At 69.3% G+C, this 18,567-nt stretch carries 19 protein-coding genes and 1 riboswitch; of the genes, 5 read left to right on the top strand and 14 right to left on the bottom strand.

Features of this window, described 5'->3' with window-relative positions; translation table 11 throughout:
• Positions 1-77: 77 nt before the first annotated feature.
• The 5 genes from SSPS47_RS24265 to SSPS47_RS24245 all read right to left on the bottom strand — a co-directional run bounded on the left by SSPS47_RS24265 (position 78) and on the right by SSPS47_RS24245 (position 5,854).
• Complete coding sequence (locus tag SSPS47_RS24265; protein WP_147873734.1) at positions 78-1,832, bottom strand: ABC transporter substrate-binding protein; 1,755 nt, start codon at positions 1,830-1,832, stop codon at positions 78-80.
• A gap of 83 nt (positions 1,833-1,915) precedes the next feature.
• On the bottom strand, positions 1,916-2,914 hold the full coding sequence (locus tag SSPS47_RS24260; RefSeq protein WP_147873735.1) for an ABC transporter permease: 999 nt from the start codon (positions 2,912-2,914) through the stop codon (positions 1,916-1,918).
• A 390-nt stretch (positions 2,915-3,304) separates the two neighbouring features.
• Positions 3,305-4,099, bottom strand: a complete 795-nt coding sequence (locus tag SSPS47_RS24255) for an enhanced serine sensitivity protein SseB C-terminal domain-containing protein (protein ID WP_164252859.1) — start codon at positions 4,097-4,099, stop codon at positions 3,305-3,307.
• Positions 4,100-4,232: 133 nt separating this feature from the next.
• Positions 4,233-4,982, bottom strand: a complete 750-nt coding sequence (locus SSPS47_RS24250; protein WP_164252858.1) for an enhanced serine sensitivity protein SseB — start codon at positions 4,980-4,982, stop codon at positions 4,233-4,235.
• Positions 4,983-5,179: 197 nt separating this feature from the next.
• Positions 5,180-5,854, bottom strand: a complete 675-nt coding sequence (locus SSPS47_RS24245) for an AAA family ATPase (protein ID WP_147873737.1) — start codon at positions 5,852-5,854, stop codon at positions 5,180-5,182.
• A gap of 227 nt (positions 5,855-6,081) precedes the next feature.
• Positions 6,082-6,179, top strand: a riboswitch (glycine riboswitch).
• 157 nt (positions 6,180-6,336) lie between these two features.
• On the opposite strand from SSPS47_RS24245, the gene gcvT reads away from it, so the two are divergent.
• The 5 genes from gcvT (at position 6,337) to SSPS47_RS24220 (ending at position 11,393) form a co-directional block, all read left to right on the top strand.
• Positions 6,337-7,500 carry a glycine cleavage system aminomethyltransferase GcvT gene (gene gcvT / locus SSPS47_RS24240; RefSeq protein ID WP_147873738.1) on the top strand — a complete coding sequence of 388 codons (1,164 nt, stop codon included), beginning with the start codon at positions 6,337-6,339 and terminating at the stop codon, positions 7,498-7,500.
• A 79-nt stretch (positions 7,501-7,579) separates the two neighbouring features.
• Positions 7,580-7,957: a glycine cleavage system protein GcvH gene (gene gcvH / locus SSPS47_RS24235; protein WP_078074962.1), complete on the top strand. Its 378-nt coding sequence runs from the start codon at positions 7,580-7,582 to the stop codon at positions 7,955-7,957.
• Between the two features lie 16 nt (positions 7,958-7,973).
• A complete protein-coding gene (gene glyA / locus SSPS47_RS24230; protein WP_164252857.1) occupies positions 7,974-9,242 on the top strand; it encodes a serine hydroxymethyltransferase in 1,269 nt (422 codons plus the stop codon).
• Positions 9,243-9,375: 133 nt separating this feature from the next.
• Entirely contained in the window at positions 9,376-10,758 is a 1,383-nt protein-coding gene (locus SSPS47_RS24225; RefSeq protein ID WP_164252856.1) for an L-serine ammonia-lyase, read from the top strand.
• A gap of 137 nt (positions 10,759-10,895) precedes the next feature.
• A complete protein-coding gene (locus SSPS47_RS24220; protein WP_164252855.1) occupies positions 10,896-11,393 on the top strand; it encodes a DUF4396 domain-containing protein in 498 nt (165 codons plus the stop codon).
• A 42-nt stretch (positions 11,394-11,435) separates the two neighbouring features.
• Here the strand turns inward: SSPS47_RS24220 and SSPS47_RS24215 are convergent, their stop codons facing one another.
• The 9 genes from SSPS47_RS24215 to SSPS47_RS24180 all read right to left on the bottom strand — a co-directional run bounded on the left by SSPS47_RS24215 (position 11,436) and on the right by SSPS47_RS24180 (position 18,567).
• Positions 11,436-11,786, bottom strand: a complete 351-nt coding sequence (locus SSPS47_RS24215) for a hypothetical protein (protein ID WP_164252854.1) — start codon at positions 11,784-11,786, stop codon at positions 11,436-11,438.
• Positions 11,783-13,552, bottom strand: a complete 1,770-nt coding sequence (gene ctaD / locus SSPS47_RS24210; RefSeq protein WP_164252853.1) for a cytochrome c oxidase subunit I — start codon at positions 13,550-13,552, stop codon at positions 11,783-11,785. The genes SSPS47_RS24215 and ctaD overlap by 4 nt, the downstream gene beginning before the upstream one ends.
• Before the next feature lie 203 nt (positions 13,553-13,755).
• A complete protein-coding gene (locus tag SSPS47_RS24205) occupies positions 13,756-14,211 on the bottom strand; it encodes a class I SAM-dependent methyltransferase (protein WP_203557917.1) in 456 nt (151 codons plus the stop codon).
• Complete coding sequence (locus SSPS47_RS34905; protein ID WP_203557916.1) at positions 14,115-14,438, bottom strand: hypothetical protein; 324 nt, start codon at positions 14,436-14,438, stop codon at positions 14,115-14,117. Before SSPS47_RS34905 ends, SSPS47_RS24205 begins: the two co-directional genes overlap by 97 nt.
• A 75-nt stretch (positions 14,439-14,513) precedes the next feature.
• Positions 14,514-15,767, bottom strand: a complete 1,254-nt coding sequence (locus tag SSPS47_RS24200; RefSeq protein ID WP_164252852.1) for a cytochrome P450 — start codon at positions 15,765-15,767, stop codon at positions 14,514-14,516.
• A gap of 107 nt (positions 15,768-15,874) precedes the next feature.
• Positions 15,875-17,149 (bottom strand): cytochrome P450, encoded by a 1,275-nt coding sequence (locus SSPS47_RS24195; protein WP_239065036.1) that lies wholly within the window; start codon positions 17,147-17,149, stop codon positions 15,875-15,877.
• A 59-nt stretch (positions 17,150-17,208) separates the two neighbouring features.
• Entirely contained in the window at positions 17,209-17,814 is a 606-nt protein-coding gene (locus tag SSPS47_RS24190) for an ATP/GTP-binding protein (protein ID WP_147873745.1), read from the bottom strand.
• Positions 17,792-18,163, bottom strand: coding sequence for a DUF742 domain-containing protein (locus SSPS47_RS24185; RefSeq protein ID WP_147873746.1), 372 nt, complete (start codon positions 18,161-18,163; stop codon positions 17,792-17,794). The genes SSPS47_RS24190 and SSPS47_RS24185 overlap by 23 nt, the downstream gene beginning before the upstream one ends.
• A complete protein-coding gene (locus SSPS47_RS24180; RefSeq protein WP_164252851.1) occupies positions 18,160-18,567 on the bottom strand; it encodes a roadblock/LC7 domain-containing protein in 408 nt (135 codons plus the stop codon). The genes SSPS47_RS24185 and SSPS47_RS24180 overlap by 4 nt, the downstream gene beginning before the upstream one ends.

Below are 18,567 nucleotides of genomic sequence, written 5' to 3'. Positions count from 1 at the left end.
GTGACCCGGCCGGCGGACCCGATGCCTTCACCTGCCTTTCAGGCATTTCGGGGGGTTGGGAAGGCTCTACCGCTGAATCAGGTGGTGGAGCCGATCAGCAGGTAGTCGTACATGCCGAGGTACGCCTGGGTCACGGTGACGTTGGTCGCCGAGTCCGGGCGGTACAGCAGGTTCTTGCGGTAGATCAGCGGCACGGCCGAGGCGTTCTCCAGGACGAGCTTGTCGACCTCGCCCCACGCCTTGGTGCGGGCGGCGTCGTCGGTCTGCGCGATACCGTCCGACAGCGCCTTGTTGATCTTCGGGTCGTCCAGCTCCATCAGGTTGTTGCCGCCCGAGGGCTTGATGGCGGAGCCGTTGACGATCTGGTCGAGGAAGCCGAAGCCGGTCGGCCAGTCGGCGCCCCACGCCATCATCATCATGCCGAGGTCGTGTTCCTTGACGTAGCTCGGAACACCGGCGAAGTTGCTGAAGTACTTGCCCGCCGGGTACTGCTTGATCTCGGCCTGGATGCCGACCTTCTTGAGCGAGGCCTGGATGGCGGTCGCCATCTGCACCTCGTCGGGGCGGTCGGAGCGGGCCGTCAGGTTGGTCTTGAAGCCGCCCGGCTGACCGCAGTCCGCGAGCGCGGCCTTGGCCTTGGCGATGTCGCCCTTGTTGCCCTCGGTCTGGTACAGGTCGAACTTCTGGTAGCCGTTGACCGTCGGCGGGAGCAGCGTGCTCGCCACGTCGCCCTTGGTGGGGCCACCGAGCGCGCCCTGGACGGACGCCTTGTCGATCGCGTAGTGCACGGCCTTGCGGCAGTCCGCGTTGTCGAAGGGCTTCACCTTCGTCGACAGCGCGAGGTACGAGGTGGCGCCGGCGTACGAGTTGTCCGTCTTCGCCAACTCGGCCTTCTTGGTGAGGACCTTGGGCTGGGTCTTCGTCTGAAGACCGGTGCCCGCGGCGTCCACCGTGAGGTTGTCGCTCATCAGGTGCTGGTCGACCGTGGTCGGGTTGACCTTGAACTTGATGGTGATCTTGTCGGCGAGCGCCGGGCGGATCGGGTCGGTGGCCTTGTCCCAGTGCGGATTGCGCACGAGGGTCGCGCTGCGGCCCTCGTTGTACGACTCGAACTTGTACGGGCCCGACGACGAGATCTGCTTGACGTACTCGGCGCCCTTGTCCTTCGCCTGCGGCACGGGGGCCGTCTGCGAGAAGGTCGCCAGGTAGTCGAAGTCGGCGAACGGCTTGTTGAGCTTGAAGACGATCGTCTGGTCGTCCGGGGTCTCGATGGACTTCAGGCCCTCGGCGGACTTGTCCTTGTACGGGCCCTTGTACTTCTCGCCGCCGTCAAGATACGCCTTGAAGTAGGTGGGGCCGTTCGACAGGGCCTCGGGCGCGAAGTTGCTGCGCTCGATCGCGTACTTGACGTCCTTGGACGTGACCGGGCTGCCGTCGTCGAACTTGACGCCCTTGCGGAGCTTGTACGTCCACGTCTTGGCGTCCGCGCTCGCCTCGCCCAGCGACTCGGCGAGGTCGGGGACGACCTCCAGGCCCTCCTTGCCGGCGGCCGGCTTGAAGGAGGTGAGCGTACGGCCGTACAGCCGGGAGAAGTTCTGCACCCAGCCGTAGTAGGTGTTGCCCGGGTCGAGGGAGTCCGGCACGTCCGAGTGCTCGTAGGTGACGGTGCCCCCCTTCTTGTCGGACTTGTTGACGACCGAGGTCAGACCGGCGTCCTTGCCGGCACCGCCCTTGCTGTCGTTGTCCTTGCTGTCCGAGCCGCCGCAAGCCGACGCGCTCAGCGCCAGCACGATGGCTGTCGCCAGGACAGCTGTCGCTTTCTTGGTCTTCATCCTGAGGAAAGCCCCTCTATCAATGGAGTACGGCACGGAGCTGAAGGTCGGCCGCTGTGGATGGTGCTGGTGGAACCGGGGGGTCACTTGCTGCGGGGGTCGAGTGCGTCACGCAGCCCGTCACCCAGCAGATTGAATGCCAGCACGGTGATGAAGATCGCCATGCCCGGCACGAACATGTAGTGCAGATCGACCTCGTACAGGTCCACCGCGGTGGTGAGCATGCCGCCCCATGAGGCTTGCGGCGGGGCGATGCCCACTCCGAGGAAGCTCAGACCGGCCTCGAAGAGGATGTTGGTGGGGATCAGGAGCGTCGAGTAGACGAGGATCGGCGCGACGAGGTTCGGCAGCAGTTCCCGGAAGAGGATGAACGGCCCTCTGGCGCCCAGACTCCGGGACGCGTCGACGAACTCGCGCCGCCGCAGGCTCATGGTCTGCGCGCGCACGATCCGGCCCATGTAGGGCCAGTTGAAGAAGCCGATCACGAAGATCAGCACACCGATCCGCAGGGGCAGTCCGCTGAGCCCGAACGCGCCGTCCTGGAGGGCGGCCGAGATCGAGATCGCGAAGAGCAGCAGCGGGAAGGCGAGGAAGGTGTCCATCAGCCGGCTGACGACGGCGTCGACCCAGCCGCCGTAGTAACCGGCGACGACGCCGAGGAGGGTGCCGATGGCCACGGAGAGCAGGGTGGCTCCGGCGGCGACGAGGAGCGAGACCCAGGAGCCCTCGATGATGCGGGCGAGGAGGTCACGGCCGAGACCGGGCTCCACACCGAGCGGGTGGTCCCAGCTCGTGCCGCCCCAGGCGCCCTTGGGGGCGAGGAGTGAGGGATCCACCAGGTCCTGGTTGAGCGCGTTGGGGTCGAGACCGAACACGGCCTGGATGGGCTTGGCCAGTATCGCGAGGAGGATCAGGAGGATGACAACGATGCCGCCGGCCACGGCGGCCTTGTCGCGCTTGAAGCGCGTCCAGGCTATTCGCCCGAGCGAACGACCCTCGATCTGGCTCTGCTTGGCGCCCGTGAGCACTGCCTCCGGCTGCACTTCGGCAGCCGACTTGGTGGTCTCGATCGGTGCGGTCACAACGTCTTCGACCCCTCCTGGCCGGCGCTCGCCGGCCCCGTACCCGCCGTTGTAACGGCCTGTCTCGCATCAGTTGGCGCACGCTTCGGCGCTGGTGTCGCGGAAGATCCTCTCAGAGGGCTTCCCGTGGAGCGATGCTGGGCTGCTCGCACAGAGGACCGACGGTCCCCGCTGCCGGGGAGTCTTCATTGCGGTAGTGATCACCCGCCATAGTCCAAAGGGAATGTTTGCCCAAACGTGATGGAGTCAGACACCTACCGTTATCCGGACGTTGTGATCGCGTGAGCGGAGCGGAAGGGACGTTTTCGCCACGTTTCGTTACGGCTCGCGCTGTCCGGAAGGCGTACCTCGGCGAGGTGACCGTACTGGTCAGTACCGGGCGGCGGCGGATCAGTAGGCGCGCGGCGCGGCGGGCGGATAGCCGTAACCGGAAGCGGCCTGCGGCGGCCCGTGGGCCTCCCGGTCGTAGAACGGCCGGGAGTTGGCGCGCAGCCACATCGTGACCGGGTCGTACTCGTCGGACATCGCGACCGTGGACACCGGCAGCCCTTCGGGGACCGCGCCGATGGACTGCTGCATCATCGCGCGTACGGCGTCGACGGACGCCGGGCTCGTGTCGTACAGATCCAGACCGATGGTGAGATACGGCGCGCCGAGCGCGGGGTGGACCCACGCGCGGCGCAACGACCGTACGGCGGGGGTGCGGTGGGCGTTCTGGGTGAGCAGCGCGTAGAACTGCGGGATCTCCACGGCCGGTTCGGACAGCCGCAGCGGTCCGGCCGGCATCCGGTCGAGACCCGTGGCGATCCGGCGCAGATCGAGCCAGGGGATGCCGACGCCGCCGCCCGGCGCGTGCGGGTTGAGCCAGATCCCCCAGCGCTCGGGGTAGAGGGCACGGGCGATGTCGCGGCCCGTGACGACCTCGTGCGCGCGGTTCCAGCCACTGACGGAGAGCTCCTGGGCGGAGGTGACGCAGGGCGCGTAGCCCAGTCCGTCGACCTCCATGTTCCCGTACTGCGCGTCGGGCGAGCCCGCGCGGCCGTGCCACAGCAGCATCCACACCTGGCCGGCGGCGCTGTCGGCGAGCGCCTGGAGCAGCGCCTCGTAGGCGTCGTAGCGTCCTGGCGTCACCTGGCGCAGCATGTGCTCGACCTGCCCCGTCGCCGCGGTGCCTGACGCGCTCACTCTTGGTCCCGCCCCTCGTCGATCCACCATCCGGACCGGCCTCCCCCCGCTCGGGGCCCTTGCCGGCCAGGCCATCAAACCAGCTTAGTCCGGCGGGTCATTGCCGGTTCCGGGGCTGACGTGCCACGGCGTGTTACGCGGGCGGCGCGGCCGTCCTTTGGTAGAAGGGGCGCACCCGCTCCAGCATCCAGGTGCCGACCGGATCCTGAGTGGCGTCCAGCAGCACGAGATTGACCGGCCAGCCGACCTGGACCCGGCCGAGCGCCCGGCCGAGCGCGTCCATGGGCGCGTTGCGTTCGGCGGCCTCCCAGGAGGAGAGCTGGACGCCGACGAAGAGGACGGGGGGCTCGCCCTCGATGCTCGCGAGGCCGCGGCGCGCGGTGAGGACGACGCCCGACGCCTCGAACTCCTCGGCCGCCGCGGTGAGGAAGTCGACGGGGTCCTCCTGCCAGTCGGGCTCGAAGAGCCGCACCCGGCCTCCGCTGGCGGGGCCGTCCAGCGGCGTACGGCCCACCCGGCACAGCTCCGCGACGGCGAGCGGCGGCAGCGGGGCCCCGACCATGCCGCCGGGGTTCACGGCCATACCGAGGCGAGGGGGCAGGCCGCGGGCGAACTCACGGGCCGGGGCGACGGTGTAGGGCATATGGGCCCCGACGCACTGGAGGAACTGCTGCTCGGAGCTGAAGACGGGGACGTACGGCACGCCCTCGATCTCCATGGTCGGCAGATCGAGTCCGGGGCTGTCGGGTCCGCCGCCGTTGGGCAGCGGCACCCAGAGCCGGCTCCGGCCGAGTACCTCGACCAGCCGCCCGCCCGCCGAGGCGTTCCCGAGCGAGGCGGCGAGCACCTCTTCCAGCTCGTTGCCCGGCCATGCTGTGTTCACTGACTCTCCCGTGTCCGCCCGTGCGTACTGCGCGCCGCGGAAACCCTAACGCCGGTGGGACGCGGCCGGCAGCGCAACCGACGGCGGCGCTGCGGTCCGCCGCCTGCCGCCTGCCGCCTGCCGCAACCAGGACGGCCGGGGCGGTGCGACCCGCTCCGGTGGGCGGCGGTTCGTCCTCGAACGCCCCGCCAGGGTGCTCACCGGTTCGGGAAGTCGATCCCCGTCAGCGCGCCCGCCGCCCCGCGGTCCAGGAGGACCGCCGACGCGCAGCCCGCCGGGAGCCGCCCCGCCTCCGCGTCCGCGACGAGGCGGGACACCGCGCGCCGGTGGCGCGCGAAGGCGTACCCGGACACCCCGCGCCCGCGCTCGCGCTGGCCCGCGCGGGCGGTCTTCGGGGTCACGTCCAGCAGGACGAGATGGAGCCGTCTGCCGCGTCTGCGTGCCTCGCGGGCCAGCCAGCGCCGTACCCAGGCCTGGGTGCCGCAGTCGTGCACGACGACGCTCTCGCCTGAGCGCAGCGCACGCCGCAGCCCGGCGTAGTGCGCGAGGCGCACGAGCGGCCGGTAGACGGCGTACGGCAGCCTCCCCGGCAGCCGTCGCGCCCAGCGGTCGCGGGTGTCCTGCGAGTCGATCCCCCGGCCGACGGCCGTCCGGGCGATCAGCGTGGACTTCCCGCTGCCCGGCAGACCCGAGACGACGACCACGTCACCGTCGCCGAACACCAGGCTCCGGGGCCCCCGGCGCCCCCGCTCCCGCAGGTCGCGGACGACCGGCGGGACGGCCGCCAGGGCCTTGCGGCGGACCGCTTCCGGCTGGGCGGGCACCCCCGCGGTCGTCGCGTAGGCACTTGCACGGGACCGCTGCAACGTCATCGCCCTCCCCCTGTCGGGTCCATCGTCATCGCCGATGACCCTTGCCCATGAAGTTTAAAGAACTGGTAATGCGGCACAAGCGTTTCGCTGTTCACGGCCCCGTCGGTCCCGGCCGCCGGATCGGAGGGACCCCACCGGCGGTGGCTCCGCCGATGTCCCCGCCGCCCTCCCTCCCTATGGAGGCCGACGCGTGCGATGATGTGCGCGCCAACTCCATACCGGCCGTTCGAATCCGCGCGGGAGAGTCCTGGTCACCGTGGGTGCCGGGCGCCGAAGGAGCAAGTTCCTCCCTTGAATCTCTCAGGCCCAGTACCGCGCGGACGAGGCAGATCTGAAAAGCGAATCGCCGCCAGGCGGTTCCACCCAAGGTGCAAGTCGTGACTCCGTGCGCGTATGTGTACGTGCGGTCGTGATGAACCTCTCAGGTTCCGATGACAGATGGGGAGGATTGTCCTCTCTGTCATGCCCTGGGAGCCACACCTATGAGCAATACGTCTCACACCCCCGCCCCCGAAGCGGCCGGTCCCGACGCCCCGCGCCTCACCGCGCTGGACGCCGTGCACCGCTCACTGGGCGCCACGATGACCGACTTCGCCGGCTGGGACATGCCGCTGCGCTACGCCAGCGAGCGTGAGGAGCACCTCGCCGTCCGTACGAAGGCCGGTCTCTTCGACCTCTCCCACATGGGCGAGATCACCGTCACCGGCTCGCAGGCGGCCGAGGCACTGGACTACGCGCTGGTCGGCAACATCGGCTCCCTCGCCGTGGGCCGCGCCCGCTACACCATGATCTGCCAGGAGGACGGCGGAATCCTGGACGACCTGATCGTGTACCGCCTCGACAGCCACGGCGAGCCCGAGTTCATGGTCGTCGCGAACGCCTCCAACGCGCAGGTGGTGCTCGACGAGCTGACCGGCCGCGCCGCGGACTTCGACGTAGAGGTGCGGGACGACCGCGACGCGTACGCGCTGCTCGCCGTCCAGGGCCCCCTCTCGCCCGGCATCCTCGCCCAGCTCACGGACGCCGATCTGGCCGGGCTCAAGTACTACGCGGGCCTGCCCGGCACCGTCGCCGGGGTGCCCGCGCTGATCGCCCGTACCGGCTACACGGGTGAGGACGGCTTCGAGCTGTTCGTGGAGCCCCGGTACGCGGAAGGGCTGTGGCAGGCGCTGATGGCCGCGGGCGCGTCCGCCGGGCTCGTACCGGCCGGCCTCTCGTGCCGTGACACCCTCCGTATGGAGGCCGGTATGCCGCTGTACGGGCAGGAGCTCAACACCGGCCTCACGCCCTTCGACGCGGGCCTCGGCCGGGTCGTCAAGTTCGAGAAGGAGGGCTACTTCGTGGGCCGTACGGCGCTGGAGGCCGCCGCCGAGCGCGCCGAGAGCGCGCCGCCGCGCAAACTGACGGGTCTGGTCGCCGAGGGCCGCAGGGTGCCGCGCGCCGGATACCCGGTCGTGGCCGGCGGTCAGGTGGTGGGCCATGTCACCTCCGGCGCGCCGTCGCCGACGCTCGGCCGGCCGATCGCGATGGCCTACGTGGACGCGTCGCACGCCGCGGCGGGCACGGCGGGCGTCGGGGTCGACATCCGGGGCTCGATCGAGCCGTACGAGGTCGTCGCGCTGCCCTTCTACAAGCGCCGGAAGTGACCGCCGGGTACCGCACCGCATCTCAGTCCGCAAGACACGTGTTCACCACCACTCCCCCGCGTACAGGAGAATTCACGACATGAGCAACCCCCAGCAGCTGCGCTACAGCAAGGAGCACGAGTGGCTGTCGACCGCCGATGACGGCGTGTCGACGGTCGGTATCACGGAGTTCGCGGCGAACGCCCTCGGCGACGTCGTGTACGCCCAGCTCCCCGCGGTCGGTGACACGGTGACCGCGGGTGAGACCTGCGGTGAGCTGGAGTCGACCAAGTCGGTCAGCGACCTGTACTCCCCCGTGACGGGCGAGGTCACCGAGGCGAACCAGGACGTCGTGGACGACCCCTCGCTGGTGAACTCCGCACCCTTCGAGGGCGGCTGGCTGTTCAAGGTACGCGTCGCGGAGGAGCCGAAGGACCTGCTCTCCGCCGACGAGTACACGGAATTCTCCGGCAACTGAGACCCCAGGGACTGTGATGTCTTCGAAGTCGCTTCTCAACTCCTCTCTCCACGAGCTCGACCCCGACGTCGCCGCCGCCGTCGACGCCGAACTCGACCGCCAGCAGTCGACGCTCGAAATGATCGCGTCGGAGAACTTCGCTCCGGTCGCCGTCATGGAGGCGCAGGGCTCCGTCCTGACCAACAAGTACGCCGAGGGGTACCCGGGCCGCCGCTACTACGGCGGCTGTGAGCACGTCGACGTGATCGAGAACATCGCGATCGACCGCGTCAAGGCGCTGTTCGGCGCCGAGCACGCCAACGTGCAGCCGCACTCCGGCGCGCAGGCCAACGCCGCGGCGATGTTCGCGCTGCTGAAGCCCGGCGACACGATCATGGGTCTGAACCTCGCCCACGGCGGTCACCTGACGCACGGCATGAAGATCAACTTCTCCGGCAAGCTCTACAACGTCGTCGCCTACCACGTCGACGACGAGAGCGGCCAGGTCGACATGGCCGAGGTCGAGCGCCTGGCCAAGGAGTCGCGCCCGAAGCTCATCGTGGCCGGCTGGTCCGCGTACCCGCGTCAGCTCGACTTCGCCGCGTTCCGCCGGGTCGCCGACGAGGTCGGCGCCTATCTGATGGTCGACATGGCGCACTTCGCCGGTCTGGTGGCCGCGGGTCTGCACCCCAACCCGGTGCCGCACGCCCACGTCGTCACCACCACCACGCACAAGACCCTCGGCGGTCCGCGCGGCGGCGTGATCCTCTCCACCCAGGAGCTGGCCAAGAAGATCAACTCCGCGGTCTTCCCGGGCCAGCAGGGCGGTCCGCTGGAGCATGTGATCGCGGCGAAGGCGGTGTCCTTCAAGGTCGCCGCGACCGACGAGTTCAAGGAGCGCCAGCAGCTCACGCTGGACGGCGCCCGGATCCTCGCCGAGCGCCTGGTCCAGGACGACGTCACCGAGGCCGGCGTCTCCGTCCTCTCCGGCGGCACGGACGTCCACCTGGTCCTGGTCGACCTGCGGAACTCGGAGCTGGACGGCCGGCAGGCCGAGGACCGGCTCCACGAGATCGGCATCACGGTCAACCGCAACGCCGTCCCGAACGACCCGCGCCCGCCGATGGTCACCTCCGGCCTGCGGATCGGCACCCCGGCGCTCGCCACCCGCGGTTTCACGGTCGAGGACTTCACCGAGGTCGCGGACGTCATCGCGGCTGCGCTGAAGCCGGAGTTCGACCGCGACGCCCTGGCGGCTCGCGTGAAGGCGCTGGCGGCGAAGCACCCGCTGTACCCCGGTCTGTAGTCGCACCGGTCCAGGGAACACCGCGCGCACCCGACCGGTGCGCGCGGTGCCCCGCACCGTTCCACCTTCGTACGTACGTTCTCCGCACCACCCCGGCAGACAACGGCGTCTACCACCAGCAAGGAGTTCCACCGTGGCCATCTCGGTCTTCGACCTGTTCTCGATCGGCATCGGCCCCTCCAGCTCCCATACCGTCGGCCCCATGCGGGCGGCGGGCCTCTTCGCCCGGCGGCTGAAGAACGAGGGCCTGCTGGTCCACACCGCCTCCGTACGCGCCGAGCTGTTCGGCTCGCTCGGCGCCACCGGGCACGGTCACGGCACACCCAAGGCGGTGCTGCTCGGTCTGGAGGGCGAGTCCCCCCGTACGGTGGACATCGAGTCCGCCGACGCCCGCGTCGAGGCCATCCGCGCCAACGGCCGGATCAGTCTGCTCGGGATGCACGAGGTCCCCTTCGACTTCGACGCGGACCTGATCCTGCACCGGCGCAAGGCGCTGCCGTACCACGCGAACGGTATGACGGTCCTCGCGTACGACTCCGACGGCGGCACCCTCCTGGAGAAGACGTACTACTCGGTCGGCGGCGGCTTCGTCGTGGACGAGGACGCGGTGGGCGAGGACCGCATCAAGCTGGACGACACGGTGCTGACGTACCGCTTCCGCAGCGGCGACGAACTGCTGCGGCTGGCCCGTGAGACCGGACTCTCGATCTCCGCGCTGATGATGGAGAACGAGAAGGCGTGGCGCACGGAGACCGAGATCCGCGAGGGTCTGCTGGAGATCTGGGGGGCCATGCGGGCGTGCGTGTCGCGCGGCATGGCCCGCGAGGGCATCCTCCCCGGCGGCCTCAAGGTCCGCCGCCGCGCGGCGAATTCGGCCCGGCAGCTGCGCGCCGAGGGTGACCCGGCGGCGCGCGCGATGGAGTGGATCACCCTCTACGCGATGGCGGTCAACGAGGAGAACGCGGCGGGCGGCCGGGTCGTCACCGCCCCCACCAACGGCGCGGCGGGCATCATCCCGGCGGTGCTGCACTACTACCTGAACTTCGCCGCGGCCGGCCACACGGACGCCGAGAAGGACGACGACATCGTCCGCTTCCTGCTCGCGGCAGGCGCGATCGGCATGCTCTTCAAGGAGAACGCCTCCATCTCGGGCGCCGAGGTCGGCTGCCAGGGCGAGGTCGGCTCGGCCTGCTCGATGGCGGCGGGCGCGCTCGCCGAGGTCCTGGGCGGCAGCCCCGAACAGGTCGAGAACGCGGCCGAGATCGGCATGGAACACAACCTCGGCCTGACCTGCGACCCGGTCGGCGGCCTCGTACAGATCCCGTGCATCGAGCGCAACGGCATGGCGGCGGTCAAGGCGGTGACGGCGGCGAAGATGTCACTGCGCGGCGACGGCAGCCACAAGGTGTCCCTGGACAAGGTCATCAAGACGATGAAGGACACGGGCGCCGACATGTCGGTCAAGTACAAGGAGACCGCGCGGGGCGGGCTCGCGGTGAACATCATCGAGTGCTGAGGAGCGGACGGGTCCAGGACACGGCGGATCCGGATGGGCGTCCCGGAGCCGCGACTTATACCCTAGGGGGGTACATAGTCGAGTCGTGTCGGGCCACGACGGGGCCTCCCGATGGAACCGGAATGAGGTCGAGACCCATGGACCACGGCGATCACAGCGAGCACGCGGGACACGTGGCGGCCGGAACGGGCGGCGTCGGTGGCGCGTCCTGGGGCATGGCGGCCAAGGCGACAGTGCACTGTCTGACCGGGTGCGCCATCGGCGAGATCCTCGGCATGGTCATCGGTACCGCCCTGCTGTGGGGCAATGTGCCCACCATGGTCCTGGCGATCTCCCTGGCCTTCGTCTTCGGCTACTCCTTCACCCTGTTCGCGGTCCGCAGGGCGGGCCTCGACTGGAAGTCGGCGGTCAAGATCGCGCTCGCCGCCGACACCGTGTCCATCGCCGTCATGGAACTCGTCGACAACAGCATCATCGCGCTCACTCCCGGAGCGATGGACGCGCATCTGTCCGACGGGCTGTTCTGGTACGCGCTCCTCGGCGGCTTCGCCGTCGCCTTCCTGATCACCACTCCGGTCAACAAGTGGATGATCGGCCGGGGCAGGGGCCACGCCGTGGTCCACTCACTGCACTGACCACGGGCCCGCCCCGTCCGCCGGGGCGAACCGGCCGGACCCTCAGCGCGGGAAGTGCCACAGGAACACGCACCCGAGGCCCATCACAACGATGAGGTAGGCGCACAGCAGCCGGCGCTTGAGCAGTTCGTAGCGCGCCGTGTACTCCGTCCTCAGCTCACCCGCGCGTGCCACCACCGCCTCCAGCGCCCGGCGGGACATCGCGATGTGGTCCTGGGTGTAGAGGCTGACGACCTCCTCGTGCTGCGCGCTGGTCAGCCAGGGCATGCGGTCGGCGAAGATCACGGCGTGCGTACGGGCCTCCCGCACCCGGCTCTGCGCCAGCAGATAGCCCTCCAGCTGCTGGATGCCGGAAGACGCCTCGCCGGGCGACGGCGCCGACTCGCCGGTCACGACCCGCCCTTGTCGTCCCCCAGTGGAGCGGCGACGCCCTGGCCGGGTTCCACGACGTCCCGCCGGCCCTCGTTGTGCGCGTCCTCGATGGCGGACACCTCCGGGTGGTGCAGGTCGAACGCCGGGGACTCGGAGCGGATCCGGGGCAGCGTGATGAAGTTGTGCCGCGGGGGCGGACACGAAGTCGCCCATTCGAGCGAACGGCCGTAGCCCCACGGGTCGTCCACCTTGATCATCTTCCCGTACTTGGCGGTCTTCCAGACGTTGTAGAAAAACGGCAGCAATGACAGGCCCAGCACGAAGGCGCTGATGGAGGAGATGGTGTTCAGCGTGGTGAAGCCGTCGGCGTGGAGGTAGTCGGCGTAGCGCCGCGGCATACCCTCCGCGCCCAGCCAGTGCTGCACCAGGAACGTGCCGTGGAAGCCGATGAACAGCGTCCAGAAGGTGATCTTCCCGAGCCGTTCGTCGAGCATCTTGCCGGTCATCTTCGGCCACCAGAAATGGAATCCGGCGAACATCGCGAACACCACTGTGCCGAAGACGACGTAGTGGAAATGGGCGACCACGAAGTACGAGTCGGAGACATGGAAGTCCATCGGCGGTGACGCCAGGATGACGCCCGTCAGACCACCGAAGAGGAAGGTGACGAGGAATCCGATCGACCACAGCATCGGTGTCTCGAAGGACAGCGAGCCTTTCCACATCGTGCCGATCCAGTTGAAGAACTTCACCCCGGTCGGTACCGCGATCAAGAATGTCATGAAGGAGAAGAACGGCAACAGCACAGCGCCGGTGACGAACATATGGTGGGCCCAGACGGTCGCGGAGAGACCCGCGATGGCGATCGTGGCGCCCACCAGACCGATGTAGCCGAAGACCGGCTTCCGGCTGAACACCGGAATGATCTCGGTGACGATCCCGAAGAACGGCAGGGCGATGATGTACACCTCCGGATGCCCGAAGAACCAGAAGAGGTGCTGCCAGAGCAACGGGCCACCGTTGGCGGCGTCGAAGATGTGTGCACCGAACTTCCGGTCGGCCTCCAATGCGAGGAGCGCACCGGCGAGGACGGGGAAGGCGAGCAGCACCAGCACCGACGTCAGCAGTACGTTCCAGCAGAAGATCGGCATCCGGAACATCGTCATGCCGGGCGCGCGCATACAGACAATCGTGGTGATGAAGTTGACCGCCCCGAGAATCGTGCCGAACCCGTTGAAGGTCAGACCCATGATCCACAGGTCCCCGCCCAAACCCGGCGAGCGCACCGAGTCCGACAATGGCGTATAGGCGGTCCAGCCGAAGTCGGGGGTGCCCTGCGGGGTGATGAAGCCCGACACCGCGATGGCCGAGCCGAACAGATAGAGCCAGTAGGCGAACATGTTCAGCCGCGGGAAGGCCACATCGGGAGCGCCGAGCTGGAGCGGCATGATCCAGTTGGTGAATCCGGCGAACAGCGGTGTCGCGAACAACAGCAACATGATCGTGCCGTGCATCGTGAACGCCTGATTGTACTGCTCGGGCGACACGATCTGAATGCCGGGACGGGCCAGCTCGGCGCGCATGACCAGCGCCATCACTCCGCCGATCACGAAGAAGCCGAACGACGTGATCAGGTAGAGCGAGCCGATCGTCTTGTGGTCGGTGGTGGTCAGCCACTTGACGATGACAGTGCCGGGTTTCTTGCGCCGTACCGGCAGTTCGTTCGCGTACGAGTCGTCGTCACTCTCCTGCGGGGCGTCGACCTCAAATCCGGGCTGTGCGGCCACACCAACTCCAGTTCAGTCACCGACCGCCAAAGCGAACTCGCCTGTGCCGGCAGGGCAAACCACGACAAACAAAGATGATTACGCCCGCAATGTATTGCATGCCGGTTGCGCGGAGTGACACGGAAGCGGGCATCAGGCCCGGTTTCACACGTTCGTGGGGCGCGGGGGTGCGCACCTCGACCGCGTACTCATGATGATCTGCATTACGGCTTTCGGTCGGCCGACCTGGTCCTGGCCGCCAGGACCAGGGGGGTCGCACCACCGGCTTCGGCGAACCGTTCCGGCGCCAGGCCCGCGTCCAGGAAGGCGTGCAGCAGCTCCGGGAGTGGACGGTGCGTGGCGCCGACCTTGTCGCGCAGGCCCTGGTCCGTCCAGGACTCCGTCGTCCAGTGGCCGTCGAGACAGCCGGGCCGGACGACGACCCTGTCCGGGTCGCCGCGGTCGGCGAAGCCTCCGCAGAAGCAGGGGTGGACGCCGATGTGCACGAACACCCCGCCGGGGCGCAGCACCCGCGCCACCTCTTCGAGCACCGCCGGATAGCCGGGCATGTCGGTGTGCACCATCACCGCGAGTACCGCCGGCATCGATCCGTCGCGGAACGGCAGCCTCTCGGCGTCGGCACGCGCCACCGGCAGCCGGCCGCGGGCGTGGCCCGGCATCCCGGCCGCGAGGTCCACGCCGACGGGGTCCGGCCGAGCGCCCGGACGCGGGCGGCGTGGATGCCGGTGCCGCAGCCGATCTCCAGGCAGGGGCCGGTGCCCTCGCCGAGCAGGTCGTCGATGAGGTCGACGAGCCCCAGCGGGTCGGCGTGCCCTTCCTCGGTGGCCCCGAGGAATTCGTGCTCGTACCAGTCCGCGATCTCGTCGTACGCCGCCGTGCTCGCCATGGGTCCGCCCTCTCGTTCCGCCGTCCCTGTCCACCGTGGGGCTCCGGCCGGACGGGCCGGCGCCGGGCGTGCGGGTCAGGCTTCCAGACGTACCGGCAGTGTGGCCGAGCTGTTGGAGAACAGCGAGGGCACGGGGATCAGTTCGGCCGGGTCGACGGCCAGCGCCAGTTGCGGGTACCGCTCGAACACCGCGGGGATCGCCAGCGCCGCTTCGAGCCTGGCCAGCGGGGCGCCGAGGCAGAAGTGCGGACCGTGGCTGAACGCCAGGTGCTTGCGCTGCTCCCGGGTGATGTCGAACTCGTCGGCGGATTCGCCGTGTTGGGCCCTGTCGCGGCCGACCGCGCTGTACGGGGCCATGATCGCCTCCCCCTTGGGGATGCGTACGCCCGCGATCTCCACGTCCTCCAGGGGGTAGCGGAAGGGGAAGTTGCCGATCGGGGCGTCCCAGCGCAGGGTCTCCTCGACCACGTCCGCCCACACCGCCTCGTCACCCCGCTCGGCGAGGGCGCGCTGGTCGGGGTGGGTGAGCAGCGCGCGTACGGCGTTGGTGATCAGGCTGAGCGTGGTCTCCTGACCGGCGGAGAGCATCAGCAGCAGTGTGCCGACCAGCTCCTCCTCGCTGAGCGAGTCGGGGTCCGCGTCGCGGGCGGCGATGAGCGCGCTGGTCAGGTCGGCGCCGGGATTCCTTCGGCAGTTGTCGACCACCCGTGCGAGGAGCTGATACTGCTCGATCTGACTGGCCGTCACTTCTTCCGGTCCCAGGTCGGAGCGGAAGATGTTGTCCATCAGCTCCTTGAGCCGGGGCCGCTCGTGCTCGGGGACGCCGAACAGTTCGCAGATCACCCGCATGGGCACCGGGTGGGCGAAATGACGGCGGAGGTCGACGCTGCCGTCGGCGTTCGCGTGCGTGGGCAGCGCGTCCAGCAGCTCGCCCACGATCTGCTCGATGCGCGGGCGCAGCTCCTGGACCCGGCGGGGCGTGAACGTCTGGGTGACCAACTTCCGCAGCCTGCGGTGCTCCTGGCCGTCCGAGGTGACCATGTTGGTGACCTTGACCATGCCGATGAGCGGCCAGCCGTCGGATATCTCGCCGCGCAGGACGGCGTTCCAGTTGCGCCAGTCCTTGCTGAAGCGCGGGTCGGCGATCATGTCGTTCAGCAGGGCGTGGTCGGTCACGGACCACGCCATGACGTCGCCGGGCAGCTCGACACGGACCACGGGGCCGAGTTCGCGGAGCCTGGCCGCCTCGCCGTGGTGGTCGCTGCCGTGCGGGTCGAGGGTGACGACCGGTATGCCGGCCTCGGACGAGGCCGCCGCTTGCGTGGTCATGTCGCTTCTCCAGAACTCGGGCTGGTGGGTGTGATCTGGGGGAAGTCCCGCCGGTGCCGGGCCACTTCGGCCGTTCGGGCCGCTCAGGCCGTTCGGCGGGACAGCCCCTAGCCCCGGCCGGTGCGGACCGGGATCCGGGCCGCGGAGAACCGTGCCGGGAGCGCGAGGGGGACCCGCGTCCAGGGTGACGGGCGCCAGGTCACCTCCTCGGCGGGGATGGCGAGCTTCATGTCCGGCAGCAGGTTCAGCGCCGTGTTCACCGCCGTGCGGGTGATCAGCCGCGCCGGTACCTGCGCCGGGCAGACGTGCGGTCCGGCCGAGAAGGCGAGATGGGCGCGGTTGCCGGGCTCCTCGTCGCCTTCGTCGGGGCGGATCGCGGGGTCGTCGTTGGCGGCGGCGTGGCCGAGGATCAGGCAGTCGCCGCGCTGGATGAACCGGCCGCCCAGCTCCGTGTCGTGCAGGGCGTACCGGGCCGGCATGTTGTTCATCGGCGGGTCGCGCCACAGCGCCTGGTCGAGCGCGTCGTCGACACCGAGCCGGCCGCCGTGCAGCCGGGCGGCGAACCTCGGGTCCGTGAGCATCAGGCGCAGCGTGTGCGAGATCCAGGCGGTGACGGTCTCGTTGCCGGCGGAGATCATCACCACGATGGACTGGAGGCGCTCGGCCTCGTTGCGGAGGTTCGGGTGGTTGATGAAGACCGTCGTCATGTCGTCGGTCGGGTTGCGCCGCCGCTCGCGCACCGTGTCGAGCAGGATCTCCTCGAAGTGCCGGTTGCCGGCCTGTGAGTCGTCGGCGCTGCCGAACAGCGCGATGAGCGCGTCCAGCAACTCCCGTCCCTCGGCGGCGTCGAGGCCGAACAGCGAGGCGAGCGAGAGCATCGGGACGATCGTGGCGTACTCGTTCACCAGGTCCGCGCTGCCGCGCTCGGAGAACTCCGCGATCAGGTCGGTGCAGATCTTCTCGACATGGCGGCGGACCTTGCGCTGGTCGATCCGCGCGATGCCGTCGTCGAGCGGTTTGCGCAGCCGACGGTGCTCGGCGCCGTCGGCGCCGATGACGTTGGCGCGCCAGCCCATCATCGGCAGGAGACCCGAGTCGGGCGAGACGACGCCGTCGTGCATATGGCGCCACTTGCGGCCGTCGCGGGAGTAGATCTGCTCCTGGCGGGTGATGGTCAGCAGTTCCCGGTAGCCCATCACGAGCCAGGCGGGGACGCCCGGTTCGAGCTCCACCTTGGCCACGTTGCCCCACTCGGCGCGGAGTTCGCGGTAGACGGCGCGCGGGTCGGGGGCGCCCACCGCGGCGGACAGCGGGAGCAGTCCCGTACCGCCGCCGTGCGAGTGGTGCGCCGGGCACCGCGGCGGGGGCGCCGGCTCGGACACTGCTCCTGATCCTGACGAGGGACCGGATCCCGGTACGGAGGCGGGCTGCGGTGCCGAACTCATGAGGCGGTCTCCGGGGTGCGTGCCGAGCCGACCGAGACGTACTCGACCAGGCTGATCAGGGCGTCGACGGACGAGGCGTGGTCACGCGCGTCGCACACCGTCACCGGGGTCTCGGGCAACAGGTCCAGCGCGTCGCGCAGTTCCTCCGCGCCGAACCGCTCGCTGTCGGGGAACTCGTTGACCGCGACCGCGAACGGCAGTCCGCGCAGCTCCAGTTGTTCGAGTACGTCGAAGCTGTCCTCCAGTCTGCGGGTGTCGACGATGACGAGCACGCCGAGCGCGCCCTCCGCCAGCCCCTCCCACAGATCCCAGAAGCGGCGCTGTCCCGGCGTCCCGAACAGATAGAGCACGAGGCGGGAGTTGAGGGTGATCCGGCCGAAGTCCATCGCGACGGTGGTCGTGGTCTTCGTACTCATTCCGGCCAGGACGTCCACACCGACGCTCGCCTGCGTCATGACCTCCTCGGTGCGCAGGGGCTCGATCTCGCTGACCGAGCCGACCAGGGTGGTCTTGCCGACGCCGAACGCGCCCACGACGAGAATCTTGACGGCCTGCTGGACAGTGTCGGGCAAGTAACGGTCAGCGGAGCCGACGGAGACCATCCAGTACCTCCTGGAGGAGTTGCGAGTCGGGCAGGGCGGCTTTGGGGACACCCGAACGGGCGGAGAGATGACCGCTGTCGACCAGATCGGACGCCAGTACCTTCACCAGGCTGACCGGCAGACCGAGATGGGCGGCCGCCTCCACGAGGGACAGCAGCCGCTCGCACATCCGCACCAGGGCGCGTTCTTCCCTGGTCGCCGAGACCGGCAGGGCGCGTGGAGGACTGATCGCCACGAGGAGTGTCTCGATGCTTATGGTGTTGCGGCTCGGCCGGGAGCGCCCTTTGGTGATGACGTACGGACGTAACGCGCCGGCGCTGTCGTCGTACTCCCCTCCCGGCCCGTTCATACGGGGTCCTGCCTCGGCGGGCTGCTCAGGTTGCCCGCGCCGATCTTCATCACCTGCGCCTGCATCTGCCGGGCGACGAGCTTCGGGTCCACCACGGGGCCCGTCACCACCGCGAGATGGGCGCCGTTGGCGCTGCGCATGAAGAGGAAACCGCCGTTGAACTCCACCATCTGCTGGTGCACGGCTCCGCCGTCCGTGCCGAACTCCCGGCCCAGACTGCGGCCGAGGGACTGGAGCCCGGAGCAGCTGGCCGAGAGACGCTCGGCGGCGTCCCGGTCCATTCCGTCCGAACTGGCCAGCAGGAGTCCGTCGGCGCTGAACACGATGACTCGCTCGACACCCGGTACGACGGCGACGTCGGCGATCATCCAACCGCGCCGCTCCGGGTTCTCCACGTAGCTCAT

The organism is Streptomyces sp. S4.7, assembly GCF_010384365.1.
In the GTDB taxonomy this organism is placed as follows: Bacteria; Actinomycetota; Actinomycetes; order Streptomycetales; family Streptomycetaceae; genus Streptomyces.
This window is presented reverse-complemented; position numbering and strand designations above follow the sequence as displayed.

Coding starts and splice junctions, on each gene's coding strand:
- SSPS47_RS24265 (WP_147873734.1), bottom strand. CDS start 1,832: ATGAAGACCAAGAAAGCGACAGCTGTCCTGGCGACAGCCATCGTGCTG.
- SSPS47_RS24245 (WP_147873737.1), bottom strand. CDS start 5,854: ATGACGTTGCAGCGGTCCCGTGCAAGTGCCTACGCGACGACCGCGGGG.
- gcvT (WP_147873738.1), top strand. CDS start 6,337: ATGAGCAATACGTCTCACACCCCCGCCCCCGAAGCGGCCGGTCCCGAC.
- gcvH (WP_078074962.1), top strand. CDS start 7,580: ATGAGCAACCCCCAGCAGCTGCGCTACAGCAAGGAGCACGAGTGGCTG.
- glyA (WP_164252857.1), top strand. CDS start 7,974: ATGTCTTCGAAGTCGCTTCTCAACTCCTCTCTCCACGAGCTCGACCCC.
- SSPS47_RS24220 (WP_164252855.1), top strand. CDS start 10,896: ATGGACCACGGCGATCACAGCGAGCACGCGGGACACGTGGCGGCCGGA.
- SSPS47_RS24205 (WP_203557917.1), bottom strand. CDS start 14,211: ATGCCGGGCCACGCCCGCGGCCGGCTGCCGGTGGCGCGTGCCGACGCC.
- SSPS47_RS34905 (WP_203557916.1), bottom strand. CDS start 14,438: ATGGCGAGCACGGCGGCGTACGACGAGATCGCGGACTGGTACGAGCAC.
- SSPS47_RS24200 (WP_164252852.1), bottom strand. CDS start 15,767: ATGACCACGCAAGCGGCGGCCTCGTCCGAGGCCGGCATACCGGTCGTC.
- SSPS47_RS24190 (WP_147873745.1), bottom strand. CDS start 17,814: ATGGTCTCCGTCGGCTCCGCTGACCGTTACTTGCCCGACACTGTCCAG.
- SSPS47_RS24185 (WP_147873746.1), bottom strand. CDS start 18,163: ATGAACGGGCCGGGAGGGGAGTACGACGACAGCGCCGGCGCGTTACGT.
- SSPS47_RS24180 (WP_164252851.1), bottom strand. CDS start 18,567: ATGAGCTACGTGGAGAACCCGGAGCGGCGCGGTTGGATGATCGCCGAC.